This is a genomic window from Calothrix sp. UHCC 0171 (genome assembly GCF_034931845.1).
Classification (GTDB): domain Bacteria; phylum Cyanobacteriota; class Cyanobacteriia; order Cyanobacteriales; family Nostocaceae; genus Brunnivagina.
This window is the reverse complement of record NZ_JAYGHN010000018.1, coordinates 93386-110314: the sequence shown is the minus strand read 5'-3', so window position 1 is coordinate 110314 and position 16929 is coordinate 93386. Positions and strand designations below refer to the sequence as shown.

The window sequence follows — 16929 nt, the reverse complement described above, 5'->3', positions numbered from 1 at the left end:
GCAATTCGCAATTCGCAATTCGCAATTCGCAATTCGCAATTCGCAATTCGCAATTCGCAATTCGCAATTCGCAATTCGCAATTCGCAATTCGCAATTCGCAATTCGCAATTCGCAATTAAAAAACTTAGATGCAGCAAAGCTTTCAGGATTTACATCTGTATCAGAGTTTTCGTGAAATGGGGTAAGTTCTACAAATCAATCAACTATACGTTTGCTGTTGGACGACTGGCGACTGGTGAATAATATTTGTCAGTGTCTTGTGTTGGTGTCAGTATGTCACTGCCTGTAATTAATCTTGCACCTCGATTGCGGGTAAAGTAACTCCACGCCCACTGCACCATGACTATGAGCTTATTATCAAACTCAATTAAGAAGTAGATGTGAATAAACAACCAAGTAAACCAAGCTAAGAAACCTTTGAGTTTGACAAAACCCAAATCGACAACCGCAAAATTTTGTCCGATAACTGCTAAACTACCACGGTCAATATATCGAAATTGCGGTAATTTTCTCCCTTTGAGACGCGCTTTAATCAACGCAGCCACATATTCACCTTCTTGCATAGCCACAGGGGCAACACCAGGTAATGGTTTACCATTTTGGTGGGAGAAATGTGCTAAGTCGCCAATTACAAAAATATTCGGATAGCCATTTACACTTAAATCTGGCTCAACTACTACTCTACCAGCCCGATCGCACTCAACGTCGGTAGCTTCTGCAAGCATTTTACCCAAAGGTGATGCTTTAACTCCTGCTGCCCATAATACGGTGTGGGCAGGAATTTGTTCGACTCTATCGCCTTGTTTAATAGTGACAATATCATTCTCAATATTCGTCACCAAAGTATTAGTTTGTACTGTTACACCCAAACGTCTTAATGAAGCAGCCGCTTCTTGAGATAATTCCGGTGCAAAGGGTGGTAAAACCCTGTCTAAACCTTCCAACAATAAAATCTGCGCTTCCGAAGTATCAATATTGCGGAAATCATCCTTGATTGTATGGTAAGCAATTTCTGCGATCGCTCCCGCTAATTCTACCCCTGTTGGACCCCCACCCACCACCACAAAAGTCATCCAAGCACGACGCTTTTGGGGATTGGTTTCTTTTTCTGCGGCTTCAAATGCACTAAAAATCCGCCGACGCATTTCAATTGCATCTTCAACTGTCTTCAATCCAGGCGCATGTTCTTCCCACTCATCTTTTCCAAAATATGAATGTTTTGCCCCTGTCGCCAAAATCAAGGAATCATAGGGAATTATCTCGTCACCCATGAAAACTTTTTGCGCTTGGGGATCGATATTATTTACTTCACCTAATAAAACTGTAGTATTTTTACTTTTACTCAATACCGATCGCAATGGTGAAGAAATATCCGCCGGAGAAACTGTACCTGTCGCCACTTGGTACAGCAGGGGTTGAAAAAGGTGAAAATTACGCTTGTCGATGAGGGTAACGTTTACATTTGCATTACTCAGGGCTTTCGCTGCATATAGCCCCCCAAAGCCACCACCGACAATGACGACATTGTGAGGTGGCTGATTATCAACTGCATTTACCATAAGATGTCGTTCCTTAGCTTGACATTGCTGTCACTATTCTTAACAAATTTTTACCAAAATGCGATGGGAGTTTTTGTCTATATTTGACAATTTATTTTTCCCCAGAAGTATCTATTTGTACGTATTTTATGTAAATCAAGTTACGTCTTAAAGATTTACTACGGTTGACAATTACAGTATATGTAGCACTCTAATAGCTGTCTTGGTAAATTAAGAATCATTTTAGCTGGAACAGCAATTATCCATAGACCTATCGAGGGGAAAGTCAAGACTGTAACCATATCTAAAAATTGTTCCAATCAATACTTTGCAGCTATTCTGTTTGACGATGGCAAAGACAAACCAGAATCAAGCACAGACGGTAAGGCAATAGGTATTGATTTGGGGCTAACTCATTTCGCTGTTACCAGTCAAGGGTCAAAGTTTGATAATCCGAGAATACTGAACAAGCATGAGAAGAATTTAAAACTCAAACAACAGCAATTATCTAGGAAGCAGAAAGGTTCTAATAACCGTACCAAAGCTAGAAAGAAGGTTGCTAGAGTTCATAGAAAAATAGCTAACTGCCGTGAAGATTTTCTACACAAGCTATCGCGTAGGATAGTTAACGAAAACCAAGTTATCGTGCTTGAAAATCTCAATGTTAAAGGCATGATGCATAATCATTGTTTGGCTAAATCCATTCATCAAGTAGGATGGGGAATGTTTTGCACAATGCTTAAATATAAGGCAGAAATGGAAGGAAAAATTTATCAAGAAGTTGATAGATTTTTCCCTAGTTCAAAAACCTGTCATGTGTGCTTAAACCAAGTTGGTAGCCTACCTCTTGATATAAGATTTTGGACTTGTGAAAACTGCCATACAAAACATGATCGGGATGTAAACGCAGCTATTAACCTCAGAGATGAGGGACTACGAATTTTGACATGCCAGTCGCCACCCTGCGGGAAACCCGCCCACGGCGCTGGCTCCTCTGGAACGGGGGATAAAGCCTGTTGCCCAGATGTAAGTCGGAGTAAGGGAGGACGCAAGAAATCCACTACTGCGCTTTCTGTTGGACAGGAAGCCTACCGTGTACGCGAAGCGTCACTGTAGGTAGTTCACATAGGAGTCAGAAATTGAGCAGTAGTTTTACCAATTTTCCAAAAGAAAGTCACAGATGGTGACGTGGGGAGATGGGAAATTATCAAAAAATGAGAATTGTCATCGCCAAAGCCAGATTTCGAGTTGAAATCTGGCTCTTAATTTTGGGAAATATTTTTGAGATAGTTTGTTGATTTATAACTAGATGGAATAATAAAGTGGGAATGATTTCGCATCCTTTGGTTTCACATAAACCTTTTGCTGCGGTTCTAGATTCAATTCATCAAAGCGATCGCGTGATAAATGCGCTGTCATCACCTGTCCATCTTCTAATGTCAATTCTACTTGAATTTCCCAACCTAAATGGATTAATCGACTCACCCTTGCAGGTACAGTTGTACCATTAGCAACAGTATCAACAATGATGTCTTGTGGACGCAAAAACATTTCTGGATTTGCTGAATCAAATCCATTATTTTGGAAAATATGTGACGAGCTAGGTAGCACATTCACTGGACCAATAAAACTCATTACAAATGCTGAAGCTGGGTGATCGTAAATTTCCGCAGGTGTGCCCACTTGCTCGACACAGCCTTTATTCATGACTACAATCTCATCCGAAACTTCCATCGCTTCTTCTTGGTCGTGGGTGACAAAAACTGTAGTAACATGTACCTCATCATGTAATCTACGCAACCAAGCTCGTAAATCTTTGCGAACTCTGGCATCCAGTGCGCCAAATGGTTCATCTAATAGCAACACATTTGGTTCTACTGCTAAAGCCCTGGCTAAAGCTACCCTTTGTCTTTGTCCACCCGAAAGCTGTGAAGGGTATCTATTTCCCAGTCCACTTAATTGCACTAATTCCAGCAATTCTTCGACTTTATTTTTGACTTTGGCTTTTGGAGCTTTACGAATCTCCAAACCAAAAGCAATATTTTGTCTGACTGTCAAATGCTTGAACAAAGCATAATGTTGAAATACAAACCCAATATTCCGTTCCTGTACACTTTGGTATGTCGCATCCTTACCAGTCAGGAGAATTCTACCGCTATCGGGTAATTCCAACCCGGAAATTAACCGCAGCAAAGTAGATTTCCCCGAGCCCGATGGTCCTAATAAAGCCACCAAAGAACCGCTTTCTATCTCTAAACTGACATTATTAACTGCTTGAAAAGTTCCAAACTGCTTTGATACGTTCTCTACTACTATGCCCACGGTTAATCACCTTCACAGCTAATCTACGGTTTGTTAGTCGGAATACCGTGTTTTATATATACCACATAACGTAGTCATAGATACGTTAGATTTAGTTTTATTAAATTCCTCATCTGCAATTACCTGGAAATGAAGGGGAAATATGCCAAAAGTAACTAATTGGACATTAACATTGTGGACAAAATTATGGACAAATCATCACAGGGACAAAAGATTTGTTAAAACTCCATACTCTACGTCCCATACCCCATTGCTTATTGCAAGAAACATCAAGCATTGATAAAGCGTCTATAGTTGCGGAAGGTGCAACTCATTTATGAGCCACAAGCTATAAGATTGCTGGGAATGTTATGTACATAGCCAACATTCCCGAATATGTCATGGGTGCCTGGATATACTACTAGAAGTTACTAGAATAAAAACCAAAAGAATTCTTAAATCCCTTATGTTCCCCTCTCATAAAATTTCCTCAAGTTTGATACGTCGTTTCGGTTTAGGCTTATTTTTACCTGCTGTGGTTGCTGGTGTCATTTCCCCCAACCGCCTCCAACCAGCTACAGCCCAAACAGTTCAACGCAGTCCAATTCAGATTACAGCAGATATTCAAGAATATGATGCCAAATCCCAGGTGGCGATCGCGCGGGGAAATGTGCAAATGCTTTATAATGCTCGCGGTATCAAAGCAACGGCAGCCCAAGCTCAATTTTTTAACCGTGAACGCCAAATTGTTTTAAGTGGCAATGTCTATATTTTGCAACAAAGCGGTAACAGTATTCGTGGCGAACGAGTTATATATTTGATTGACTCTGGCAGATTTGTCGCTCAACCTCAAAGTGGTCGCCAAGTCGAATCAATTTATATTATTGAAGAGAATAATAACACCGCAACTGCACCAGCACCGAAAACACCTGCATTAAAACGTAAGTAAGTTTGAGTGGGGAGCGATGTGTACTGAGTGCCCTGGATGCTGAGTCTGGTAAAAACAGGGATAATAACTGAGAACTTCCGTTAATTTCTATGATTCCCAACTCAGCACTCAATACTCAGCCCTACAAATATTAATGAGGTGCAAATTGTGAGAATTGTCCTAGAGAATATTCATAAGTCTTATGGCAAACGAACTATTGTTAATCGCGTCAACATCTCGGTTGCCCAAGGTGAGGTAGTTGGGTTATTAGGACCTAATGGAGCTGGTAAAACCACAACATTTTATATTGCGACTGGCTTAGAAAAACCCAATCAGGGTCGAGTCTGGCTCGATAATATGGATATTACTACCCTACCAATGCACAAACGGGCGCGGTTGGGAATCGGTTATTTAGCGCAGGAAGCCAGTGTTTTTCGTCAATTGTCGGTACGCGATAATATTTTACTTGTGTTAGAGCAAACTAATGTTCCGCGTTGGGAATGGCAAATGCGGATGGATACATTGCTGCGGGAATTTCGATTAGATAAAGTTGCCAATAGTAAAGGAATCCAACTTTCTGGTGGTGAACGACGGAGAACAGAGTTAGCCCGTGCTTTAGCTGCGGGATGCGAGGGACCAAAATTTTTATTACTGGATGAACCATTTGCGGGGGTTGATCCGATCGCAGTTTCGGAGATTCAAGAAATTGTCGCCAAATTACGCGATCGGAATATGGGTATTCTCATTACCGATCATAATGTTCGTGAAACCCTTGCGATTACTGATCGTGCTTACATCATGCGCGAAGGGCAAATCCTTGCTTCTGGCACATCTGAAGAACTGTATAACAATCCTCTTGTCAGACAATATTATTTGGGTGATAATTTTCAAGCTTAATTTGCCCAAACTAAAATTTGATAATCGCGATCGGTCTTTGCGTGTTTCCACTTGGGAATATTTTATAGCCTGAGAATATCGGAAATTTGCACAATTTATTAAAATCAGAACGTAAAATTGAAATTAGGCTTGCTGCTTTACGTATATTACTTTTAATCATTTTTATACAAACCAATTTATACAAATCAAAATCAATTATTGTTTAAAGCTCTCTCCTTTACCCCTAATTTTTTCTCTATCTATCCTGGGTTGCAAGTTTTCTTAATCAGTTACATATGATGGCATCAAAAAAGCTCAAATCCTTTTACACTTTAGGCTCGCTCATCCCGTTCTCAACAATGGATCGGTATCTGATTAGCCAACTAATCCCACCCTTTTTATTTGGGGTCGGACTTTTTTCATCAATTAGTGTAACAGTTGATGCGGCATTTGATTTAATGAGAAAAATCGTCGAATCTGGTTTACCAGCAAGCACTGCGGCACAGGTTTTCTTGTTAAGAATGCCGGAATTTATTGTTTTAGCTTTTCCAATGTCAATACTTCTAGCGACATTGATGACTTACAGTCGTCTTTCTAGTGAAAGTGAATTAGTTGCTTTACGGGGATGCGGTGTAAGTGTTTATCGAATTGCAATTACTGCTGTGTTGATGAGTTTTCTTGTCACAATACTTGCATTTGTATTTAACGATCAAGTTGCTCCTGCCGCCAAATACCAATCAACTCAAATTCTCGAACAAGCATTAAAATCTGATAAGCCTTCTTTCAAACAAGAAAATATTTTTTATCCTGAATATAAAACTCTGAGAACCAAAGAGAATGGGAAGGAGAAGAAAGAAAAAATACTTTCCCGCTTATTTTACGCTGATAAATTTGATGGGAAAAGAATGAAAGGTTTGACTATTATCGACCGTTCTACAGAAGGTTTAAATCAAATTGTGGTTTCCGAATCTGGCGAGTGGAATGCCAAGGAAAATATTTGGGATTTTTATAACGGGACTAGTTATCTTGTAGGTGCTGACCGTTCTTATAACAACATTTTTCGCTTTGAACATCAAAAAGTTGAATTACCTCGTACACCATTAAGTTTGGCAGAACAAAGTCGAGACTATGGAGAAATGAATATTGCTCAAGCACTCGAACAATTGGAGTTAGAAAGATTAGCGGGTGACGAACAAAAAATTCGCAAACTCAAAGTCCGAATCCAGCAAAAGTTTTCAGTTCCTTTTGTTTGTGTTGTATTTGGTTTAGTTGGTTCGGCAATGGGAACTATACCCCAACGTACAGGTAGAGGTACAAGTTTTGGGGTTAGTGTCATGATTATTTTTACCTTTTATTTATTTTCATCAATTGCTAGTGCGTTGGGAATTGCTGGTGTTCTCTCACCATTTTTAGCTGCGTGGCTACCTAATTTTGTCGGTATTGCAATTGGTATCTTTTTATTGATGCGAGTGGCACAAAGATAAATATTTAGGCTCAAACATTATGCTCAAGATATTTAGGGCTTGATGAATCGGTAAATTTATTGCTGAAGCAATGATCTAATTGGGTGGTTTTCCACCCGAATCACTACTAACTAATCGCTGTGTATATAATTGTCATAGGACGAAATGACAGAGAATATAGTATTCATATCTAAACAGGCTTCCTATCTTGCTTTTTTGTTTGCCAAGAATATATGTATGCCAGTTACATGAGTCCTGAAAACTTTAGTTATTCTAAAACACGAATTAGAGCTAGTTCAATTTGATTTTCGCTTGTCTCAGTAATTTTGATCTCAACATCAGGTCCAAAATATTTAGTCATTTTTTCCTGTTTTGCTTGCCAAGCCGCAAGTGGTACAAATGGTGAATCAAATTCCACTATTAAAGTATAGGCATTATTTGTTTCCGTTTCCCGTAAACCTGTAGCAATGGGCATTTCATCTTCAGAGGAACTTAATTGCAGATATTTAAAAGCTTGATCGAGATGAGCTTCTTGTCCGTAACAATAGCGAGTAATATCTTTACGGATTTTATTTTGAGTCACAGTTGCTTGTGTCTCGCGCAGTTTGAGGATCTCTGGGGTAGTTACTTGGCTAAAGGGTACAGGTTCGAGTTCGCTAGCTTTGAGTGCTAAACCCCCTAAAAGCAGAGGAATTCCGTAAAAGAAACCAGCGAGATTGAGTGTCGCGTTATCAGTAGCATAGGCAACAAAGCCAATGATTGTTAATATGCCACCTACAGTTAAACCCAGGACAGACAAGCGAATTTTGCCGAACATAGTAATGAGGTATGTAATGAATGATGAAATCTGAGGATTTCAGTGTTACTATCATCGACTATTGTTCGTCACTTAGGAAGGGGAAGGGGATAAGGAGATTGACTACCTCTGCTGCCAAAAGTTGCTGGGAAATCAAGGGTAGGTATAAAACCATGCTTGATTTATTCTGTATTCTCTCTTCTTGTTTATGAGTTAATTTTAAATTGATGATTATTTAAAGGTTGTAAAAATTTATGGATGTACAAACTATCAAAGAACGTGTTGCTGAAGTTCAAAGTAAACGAGATTATTTACTCAGGCTCTTAGAACAACCAAACTTAGGTACTTTGAGAATAGATGTCAATCAAGCTCTAGAAGAAATGGATGAATTAATTGATGAATATAGACGCACCTTTGGAGAAACGGAGAGCTAAAACTTTGGTTAAGTAAAGTAAAGGCTACATACTACGGAAAATACGTCGGTGTTTAGGGTATTTTTAACCGGCACTGACGTTATCATCGTAATTGATCGTTTTCTCAAGTACCCTGAATTTAATTAATCGCACATTTACCGTGCAATTTAGTGGCAAATTTGCAGTAGTTTTAACCGCTTATTGGGTGATTCTACTGCCTAATTGTCGTACTAAGGCAACTAGTTCTTTTGTCGGCACATCTTTTTTACAAAATACATCCCAATTTCCAGGTTGTGTGGCATCCTTGCCATTTGCGTCTTCGACTGATGAGTAGGCGATGATTTGGGTCTCCGGCGCGATCGCTTTGATTCGATCTGATGCCGTCCAACCATCCATGACTGGCATTTGCAAATCTAGGACAATAACATCGGGTTGGTGACGTTTGACTAAATCGACTGCTTCTTGACCGTTAGTAGCTAAACCAACAACTTGTATATTTTGTTGGCAAGAAAGTGCTAATTGTAAGGTCAAACGAGTAAGTTCGTGGTCGTCAACCACTAGAACCCTCAAGGTAGAAGACTTACAGGACAACATTAACATCCAAATAAAAACAAACGATGAATAATAACTTTTATAGTTTAGAAGAATACCCTATTAAACTGACTCTATCCTATGGTTGAATAAATTGCATGTAATCCATACAAATTTAGAAATAAAACCGCCAAAAATTTGATAATGATTGATGGAATACAGAATAGAGGCTGAATTTTCTCCTCTCTATCCTGGATTCCAAATTTTACTTCAGAGTTTTTGGTCGATCAATTTAAATTCCTGAGGTTTGCATAGCTTTTCGAGGTTCGATCGCATTGGAGCCAGCACCAACCGAAGCTAATGCCATGTTCATCAGGGCTTTTTGCGAACTGGATTCAGGACAATCTTCACCAGGGCGGCGTTGAACATAACTACCATTAGCTTGTAATTCCCAGGCTTGGCGATTGTCGGCTAACATGATGCCTAAAACTTCTTGCAAATCTTTGGCGATATCTGGGTCTAAAATTGGGACGATCGCCTCAACACGACGGTCTAAATTTCGGGGCATCCAATCGGCACTACCAATAAATATTTCTTCCTGTCCTTTGTTATGAAAGTAAAAGATGCGGGAATGCTCTAAAAAGCGACCGATAATACTAATCACACGGATATTGTCGCTGATATCTGGGAGTCCCGGACGCAAGCAACAAACCCCACGTATAATTAAATCGATTTGGACTCCAGCACGGGAAGCTTCGTATAAACTGGCGATAATTTCTGGGTCAACTAAGGAGTTCATCTTGGCAACAATACGCCCAGATGAGCCATTTTGAGCGTTTTCGATTTCACGACGAATCAATCCCAGGAAGCGATCGCGCATGTTGACTGGGGCGACTAATAACTGTCGGTAGGACTTTTGCCGCGAGTATCCGGTTAAGTAATTATATAAATCAGTTAAGTCGGCTCCCAATTCATCTCGACAGCTAAATAAACCAAAATCCGTATACAAACGTGCTGTTTTTGGATTGTAATTGCCTGTACCGATATGGACATAACGCCGAATCCGGTCTTTTTCTCGCCGCACCACCAAAACTGTTTTACAGTGGGTTTTTAATCCGACTAAACCGTAAACAACATGTACACCAACGCTTTCTAATCTGCGTGCCCAGTATATATTATTTTCTTCATCAAAACGGGCTTTGAGTTCCACCAATACCGACACCTGTTTGCCATTTTCGGCGGCTGCAATTAAAGCATTGACGATTGGTGAATCTCCAGAGGTGCGATACAGCGTCATTTTGATGGCTAAGACATCGGGATCATGGGCGGCATGAGTAATAAATTTAACAACCGATGCTGTGAATGATTGGTAGGGATGATGTAGAAGTAAATCGCGATCGCGGATGACAGCAAAGAAGTCTTTACCCTCTTCTATCTCCATCAGTTGGGAGTTGACGATTGGTTCGCGAACTCTCTGTAATCTGGGAGGTACTACCGATTGCCAGGGACGGTCTTTCAAGTCCGGCGATGGCAGTGACATAAAATACATTAAGTCACGTAAGCCCAGTAAACCATCGACTTCATAAACATCATGATCTGTTAATTCTAAATCTTGCAGTAAACGCGATCGCACGGGTTCGGGGGTTTGTGGATTAATTTCTAAGCGGACTGGAGTGCCACCGACGCGACGTTTGCGTAGTTCCTGTTCGATAGCAATTAATAAGTCATCGGCTTCGTCCTCTTCAAGCGCTAAATCAGCATCACGGGTAATGCGGAAAGTGTGGTATTCCTGAATATTCATCCCTGGAAATAGGGATTCGAGGTTGTGGGCAATGGCTTGTTCTAGGGGAATACCAGTCCAAACGGCAGGTTTGCTGTTATTTTGAACACCTAATTCTGGTGGTAAAGGTAGAAATCTTGGTAGTACCTTGGGGACTTTCACCCTGGCAAAAAATTCTTCTTCGGTTTCGGGGTTTTTGACTAACACCGCCAAATTTAAACTGAGATTAGAGATATAGGGGAAAGGGTGACTAGGGTCAACTGCTAAAGGAGTGATTACAGGAAAAATTTGTTCTTGAAAATAATTATCGAGATAATTGCGTTGATTTTGATTTAACTCGATGTAGTCGAGAATGTAGACACGATTGCTAGCGAGTTGCGATCGCAAAATTTTCTGAAAATGTTGATGCTGCTGAATCACCAAAGGGCGTAATGAAAAGCTGATATCATCAAGCTGTTGTGATGGTGTACGTCCATCAAAAGCCAGTTGAGTCACCTTTGCTTCAACCTGTTGTTTAAGTGCAGCTATCCGCACCATAAAAAACTCATCCAAATTGGAACTAAAAATCCCCATAAATTTGAGGCGCTCCAATAGAGGGGTACGCGGATCCATGGCTTCATGCAATACCCGGTTATTAAATTCCAACCAGCTGAGTTCGCGGTTGAGATAATATTGGGGGTCTTGGAAATCTAGGCGGTCGGGGTTTTTTTTGGGTTTTGCCATGATGCACTTACTTGATGTTTAAGACAAGGAGGATAAGGGAGACAAAGAAAGAGAGATAATGAGAAATGGGTAAAAATAATTAAGATTGAGAACCAACAAGCTAATATTTAGGACTATGAATCATAATCCCACTAATAAGCTTATTATATGGGCTAGAAAGTATTATCCCTGCTTCAATCTTTATGTAAATGCATTTAATCGGAAACTTGATTTATAAGACCTACACATAAACAATTTAATTTCGTCATTGCCAATAATTTATGTGTAGTTGGATATATAGCTTTGGTGTCACCACAGGCTAATTATTAGCGGCGATTAGTAATCCTACTCACTTGATTTTTTGTTGCATTTATATTAGTAGTCCTAGCTGCATCAATAGCTAGATAACCGTCATGAACTGCGTACACCAGTATGACGGCTAAAAAGGATTATTCTCCTTTTCTATTTACCCGATCTTCAAATGAGGTAACTATGATTAAAGTCTGACTTAAAAGAGTCATTAGTCATTTATTATTCCTCGCGTCCCCACGCCCCCGCGTCCCCACGCCCCCGCGTCCCCACGCCCCCGCGTCCCCACGCCCCCCCGCTCCCCGCGTCCCCACGTCCCCACGTCCCCACGTCCCCGCTCCCCGCGTCCCCACGCCCCCGCGTCCCTGAGTCTCTACATCTGGCTGAATGAGAAGTATTCATCAAGCTATCTACGGATGTACAGTTTCAGCCACTAAAACGGGTTGATTTCGATATTTTGCTTCCAGTTGTCTACTGACATCTGGATTCCAGTTAAGATTGTATGTTTGCTCGATTTCACTGGTAACAAACGGACGAATTTCACCAACTACAGCAACCGTCTGACCTTTGTTAATGGCGACTTTCGGCGATGATGTCAGCAAAACTGGTAAATTGCGATCGCGAAATACTTGTCTTTTGTGTATTGTCATCAGAATTGGACTGGTAATATTATTTACCTCACCCGTAACTGCAACGGTTTTACCGTAATATCTGGCTGGATTTTGTACGACTTGATTGGGTTGTGGTGCCAGCATAATATTTTGGGCGACAATGACGGGTTTGTTTACGTAACCACTATATTGTTCCGCCTGTAAATCTAACTTGTAGTCACGCTCAAGATCGGCAATCGCAAAATCTCGTACTTTACCTGTTATTTGAATTTCGATGTTGCGATCGCTCGGTAAATTAAATGGGACTCCAGAAGCATTCACAACTAATATTGGCTCTTGTGGGGAAAAGAAGCTATCTTTGAGGGTGAAAGAACTCGTACCCATCTGTTGAACTGCTTTACTTCTAATCGTTACAGTTCTACCTCTGAGATTCTGGGAATGATTAACAACTTGGTTTACATTAATTGGTCTTAGCGCTGAAGATATATTCGCTGGATTGAAGTTACCGCTTTGGGTAGAGATGGCGAGAATAACTAGAGATACTATTACACCTACATCCCAAATACTTTGAACAGCACTGCGTCGTTGTGGTGTGGGTTCGCTTTCGATTTGGTAAGTCATAGCCGAAACCTTCCTATCCAATAGATTAGTAAAGTCCTGTCGGCGGTTAACAAGTTACAGCAAGCTGTTACAAATGGCTGCTTTCAGCAAATGAAGACAACTTGTTGTGATTTGGTTACGCGCTCCCTGGTTGATGTTGTTAGATGTCACCCGTTGGATTTGTCAGCCCTATGTTTTTATTCAAGAATAGATACAAGTCTTGACCACGCTATTTCTGAAAAATACTTGAAATTAAGATTAAATGCACCGAATACCTGAAGGCGTGACTTGTCTCTAAAATCTTGCCAAGATTCAACTCACTTTGACTATTCTATTTTTATCTAGGGTGACTCTTTGCTGTTTCTGGAATTGCCAAACTACTCGCACCACATTATATTTCTCTGTCACGGAGCTAAAGCTGTATATGTGTCCTTAGCTAAGGAGATTAAATTAGAAGCCATTTCCAGATTAAAAGGCTTCTACTTAGCTCAGTCTAAAGCTGAAAACAATGAATTAACTCCCCCATCAGAATGGAAAGAGCTTCTATCCTGAGTTAAAAACATGATAATTGAATTTAATCGATAATTATCTAAAAAAAATTAAATATTTTTAGACTTTTCTTAACTAAAACTTAATTACTTTAAGCAGATAAAAATATTACTTCAGAGTCTATTCATCAACTAAAGCTGATGAAGAAAGAAACCCAGTTTCTTAAATTTAAACATCCAGCAAATTCTTACTTGTTTGTTTGATGAGAAACCCAGTTTCCAACACAGGATTAAGCTAAATACTCGCAATACTCAGTTTCTCCTTTCCTCTATCCCCCGATATTTGTCAGAATATTGCAGAATGTAAAGATAGATATTTGCACCTGTATTTTGAGACTTTATGAGTCAGACTTCTTCTCTATTAACGACAGACATTGATGATGTATCTTTAGGCGTAATACCTGCGGGTGGGAATCAACCCAATCGTTTTGATGTCTTGGAAGCTTGGTATCCAGTACATTACGTCCAGGATTTAGATAAATCTGTACCGACGAAGTTCACTCTATTAGGTAGGGATATAGTCATTTGGTGGGATAACAGCAGTGAATCTTGGAGCGTACTCGAAGATAAATGTCCGCACCGTCTTGCCCCGCTTTCAGAAGGTCGGATTAACGAGGACGGGCTGTTAGAATGTCCTTACCACGGATGGACTTTTACCAATAGTGGCGAATGTCAAACGATTCCCCAACAAGTTGCAGGGGGACAAGCTGAATCCTCAAAACGTGCTTGTGTCAAGTCTTTACCAACTAGCGTGCATCAAGGATTACTGTTTGTTTATCCAGGAAAAGCTGAAAATGCGGTGAAAACAAAGGTTCCTTTGGTTGATGCTTTGGCGGAAATTTCTAATGATTGGGTTTGTATTGATACATTTCGCGATTTACCCTACGATGCGCTGACATTGTTGGAGAATGTTCTGGATGCGAGTCATGTACCTTTTACCCATCACCGTTCAGTCGGCAACCGCGCTAATGCTGCACCTGTGGAATTGGAAGTCGTGGAGTCTGGGAAACAGGGGTTTACAGGAAAATGGGAAGAAGGACCGCGACGGGGGACTTTGGGACGACAGGATACTACTTTTATCGCCCCTGGTTTAATGTGGCATGATATTACTTCTAAGCAGTTTGGACGCACGTTGACGGTAGTTTATGCAACTCCGATTCGTAAAGGTGAATGTCGCTTATTTGCGCGTTTTCCATTTAAATTTGCTTCCCCATTTCCCAAGTTAGTGTTCAAAATTACACCACGTTGGTATTCACATATCGGGCAAAACTCGGTTTTAGAAGATGACCAGATTTTTCTGCATTTTCAAGAAAGGTATTTGCAAGGTTTAGGGGGAAGTGAGAATTATGCCAAGGCTTTTTATTTGCCAACCGCAGCCGATCGCTTTGTTACGGAATTGCGTCGTTGGGTAAATGAGTATGCAGCCGAACCATTTCCAGGGGAAGCATTACCGCAAACCTCAAAAACCCGCGAACAGTTAATGGAGAGGTATCATTCCCATACAGAAAAGTGTGGTAGCTGTCGTCAAGCTTTAGCAAGAATTAAAAAAATTCGTACTGGGATTGGATTTGTCGGCGTGATGATATGGGCGCTCATTCCTTTATTGAATACTTTCATTCCTAGCAGTACGACAAATATTGCGATCGCATCTTTTGGGTTTCTGGTTTTGGTTATTACCTGGTTCCAACTCGGTAAACTTGAACGGAAATTTTATGAAGGGAGATTAGTTCCACCCAGGAATTTAGCAGAGAAGCAGGGGAAATAAAGGCATGGAAGGGAGATGAGGATATGATTGAAGATATATCATCTCGATATCTGCTCGTCTTTCCTCGTTTCTTCTTCTCCTTTCTTCCCAGGTAATTTTGTACCCATTTCTGTGATTGCGGAAAAAACAAGATATAAAATTAATCCAGCAACACTGGCAAGAAAAATCACAATATCATGATTCATATTGAACCCAGGTTATAAAGTCAAGTATCACAGAAACTCATACGATGTCAGGTTGAATACTTATCATTAAGACTGACACAGAGACTTAGAGACACGGAGAAATTTTAATTCTAAGTATTAGCCGAACATGATATCAGTGGTAGAGAAAACCCGGTTTCTAGGGAAATTTATGCTAATTGGGGATTTTGCATAGGGGAAAAACCGGGTGTCTGAAGATGATTCTTCGTTAACCAGCTTTTTAACCTGGATTGAAACCAATTACCCCTTCTAACAGTGCCACGACATCGCTGCGACTTAGCTTTTCTTTACCATGTGCGATCGCATCCAATGTCCCGTAAGCTAAAGTCAGGGGAATTTGACAAAAATCTAAGGCAGGACTATTTCCCAAGGAAGCATTATATGCATCTGCAAGTGCTAAATTACGGCGTGCGTAAGCTTGCATGTTATCAGCAGTCCAACCTGGGGGAAAGAAACTCACTCCGCGAGTCGAATCTTCACCATGATTGCGAAGTATGTTTACTGCTTGTAACCCGCGTCCAAAGCCAATTGCATGGGTGCGATTGGTTTGGGTTCCATCGTACCAAGCCCAAAGATCGGAAAGTAATAAACCAACTGCTCCGGCAACTCCCAGCGTATAACGATCTAAATCTGATTCATCATCGATTTGCCAATTTCGTTTTGCCCAATATGCCATTCTATCGGACATTGCCGCAGTGGCATCCCAAACGCGAGGTGCAATGGTTTCTGGTGCGAGTATTGACCATTCGCGAATCCTTAGGGTCACTTCTGGTAATATATTTTCGTATCCAGTAAACCCATCGGTAAAGGCATCCGCAGCGAATCCATCAACTCCAGCTTGTAAGGTTAAACTCACTGACTCCAATAATTTCGCTTTTGTCAGGTTATCGAGTTCGGGATGATCTTCGATTTCGTCAATTGCACGCATACATAAATAAGCAGAAGCAACTGCTTCCTGTAATCCTCGCGGCAAGCGAATTATAGGGATGTAAAAAGTTCGACTAGTTTCTTTTAATAATTCTAAAGCATCTCTACGTAAATCCATTTATCACACTCCTCTTAATTATTTTCCCCCAATTGCAGTCTCTATTATGAGACTTTATGCTCTACATATATTTAACTAAAACTTAAGCATCAAATTTTATTTTTTTTTACTCTTACATATTGGCGGTGTCATTAAACACAACGTTAACAAATAAAGGGTGATTCTTAAAGGCTAATTATTGCTATTACTGTAGATAAGTAATAGTTAAAAAATTACAGATGAAGCTGTTACAAAATTTTAGATAAAAGTTTCCAGAAGCGTTTACATAAATATACAATTTTTGTTAATTTGTATGTTCAATGATGTATTGGCGATCGCAAAATATGATAGGCATGACTTATCGATAATCCAGATTATGGCATGATGACTTTAGTAAATAGTTTTAAAGGTAATTTGAAATATCAAAAGCATAGCAGACAATATTCTTACAGTTAATGTCCTACTTGCAAAAACTCACACTTTCATGTTAGTCAAAGCTGTATTCGTCATCAACCTGCCATATATTCTCAGTATTTAAAA

The 16929-nt window shown here is 40.2% G+C and carries 14 protein-coding genes; 6 read left to right on the top strand and 8 right to left on the bottom strand.

From position 1 onward, the window contains the following. Window positions 1-204 precede the first annotated feature (204 nt). Window positions 205-1560: an NAD(P)/FAD-dependent oxidoreductase gene (locus VB733_RS15360; RefSeq protein WP_323340925.1), complete on the bottom strand. Its 1356-nt coding sequence runs from the start codon at window positions 1558-1560 to the stop codon at window positions 205-207. Between the two features lie 216 nt (window positions 1561-1776). On the opposite strand from VB733_RS15360, the gene VB733_RS15355 reads away from it, so the two are divergent. After that, window positions 1777-2655, top strand: a complete 879-nt coding sequence (locus tag VB733_RS15355; protein WP_323340941.1) for an RNA-guided endonuclease TnpB family protein — start codon at window positions 1777-1779, stop codon at window positions 2653-2655. A 189-nt stretch (window positions 2656-2844) separates the two neighbouring features. Here the strand turns inward: VB733_RS15355 and VB733_RS15350 are convergent, their stop codons facing one another. Next, the gene (locus tag VB733_RS15350) at window positions 2845-3861 is read right to left on the bottom strand and encodes a sulfate/molybdate ABC transporter ATP-binding protein (RefSeq protein ID WP_323340924.1); all 1017 of its coding nucleotides are present in this window, start codon (window positions 3859-3861) and stop codon (window positions 2845-2847) included. Window positions 3862-4306: 445 nt separating this feature from the next. Between VB733_RS15350 and VB733_RS15345 the strand changes: the two genes are divergently transcribed. The 3 genes from VB733_RS15345 (at window position 4307) to VB733_RS15335 (ending at window position 7128) form a co-directional block, all read left to right on the top strand. Beyond that, on the top strand, window positions 4307-4789 hold the full coding sequence (locus VB733_RS15345) for an LptA/OstA family protein (protein ID WP_323340923.1): 483 nt from the start codon (window positions 4307-4309) through the stop codon (window positions 4787-4789). A 147-nt stretch (window positions 4790-4936) separates the two neighbouring features. Beyond that, the gene (gene lptB, locus VB733_RS15340; protein WP_323340922.1) at window positions 4937-5665 is read left to right on the top strand and encodes an LPS export ABC transporter ATP-binding protein; all 729 of its coding nucleotides are present in this window, start codon (window positions 4937-4939) and stop codon (window positions 5663-5665) included. A 338-nt stretch (window positions 5666-6003) separates the two neighbouring features. Continuing rightward, window positions 6004-7128, top strand: coding sequence for an LptF/LptG family permease (locus VB733_RS15335; RefSeq protein ID WP_323340921.1), 1125 nt, complete (start codon window positions 6004-6006; stop codon window positions 7126-7128). 247 nt (window positions 7129-7375) lie between these two features. On the opposite strand, the gene VB733_RS15330 is transcribed toward VB733_RS15335, so the two are convergent. Continuing rightward, the gene (locus VB733_RS15330) at window positions 7376-7924 is read right to left on the bottom strand and encodes a DUF2854 domain-containing protein (protein ID WP_323340920.1); all 549 of its coding nucleotides are present in this window, start codon (window positions 7922-7924) and stop codon (window positions 7376-7378) included. A gap of 233 nt (window positions 7925-8157) precedes the next feature. On the opposite strand from VB733_RS15330, the gene VB733_RS15325 reads away from it, so the two are divergent. Next, window positions 8158-8337: a hypothetical protein gene (locus VB733_RS15325; protein ID WP_096610612.1), complete on the top strand. Its 180-nt coding sequence runs from the start codon at window positions 8158-8160 to the stop codon at window positions 8335-8337. Window positions 8338-8514: 177 nt separating this feature from the next. Here VB733_RS15325 and VB733_RS15320 read toward each other — a convergent pair whose 3' ends face one another. From VB733_RS15320 to VB733_RS15310, 3 genes are all read right to left on the bottom strand, one after another. Continuing rightward, the gene (locus tag VB733_RS15320; protein ID WP_096610614.1) at window positions 8515-8916 is read right to left on the bottom strand and encodes a response regulator; all 402 of its coding nucleotides are present in this window, start codon (window positions 8914-8916) and stop codon (window positions 8515-8517) included. Between the two features lie 223 nt (window positions 8917-9139). Beyond that, window positions 9140-11350 carry a polyphosphate kinase 1 gene (gene ppk1, locus VB733_RS15315; protein WP_323340919.1) on the bottom strand — a complete coding sequence of 737 codons (2211 nt, stop codon included), beginning with the start codon at window positions 11348-11350 and terminating at the stop codon, window positions 9140-9142. A 698-nt stretch (window positions 11351-12048) separates the two neighbouring features. Continuing rightward, the gene (locus VB733_RS15310; protein ID WP_323340918.1) at window positions 12049-12870 is read right to left on the bottom strand and encodes a hypothetical protein; all 822 of its coding nucleotides are present in this window, start codon (window positions 12868-12870) and stop codon (window positions 12049-12051) included. Window positions 12871-13737: 867 nt separating this feature from the next. Here VB733_RS15310 and VB733_RS15305 point away from each other — a divergent pair. Further along, a complete protein-coding gene (locus VB733_RS15305; protein ID WP_323340917.1) occupies window positions 13738-15162 on the top strand; it encodes a Rieske 2Fe-2S domain-containing protein in 1425 nt (474 codons plus the stop codon). A gap of 38 nt (window positions 15163-15200) precedes the next feature. On the opposite strand, the gene VB733_RS15300 is transcribed toward VB733_RS15305, so the two are convergent. Then, complete coding sequence (locus VB733_RS15300) at window positions 15201-15347, bottom strand: hypothetical protein (protein WP_323340916.1); 147 nt, start codon at window positions 15345-15347, stop codon at window positions 15201-15203. A 238-nt stretch (window positions 15348-15585) separates the two neighbouring features. Continuing rightward, window positions 15586-16410 (bottom strand): phytoene/squalene synthase family protein, encoded by an 825-nt coding sequence (locus VB733_RS15295; RefSeq protein ID WP_323340915.1) that lies wholly within the window; start codon window positions 16408-16410, stop codon window positions 15586-15588. Between the last annotated feature and the right edge of the window lie 519 nt (window positions 16411-16929).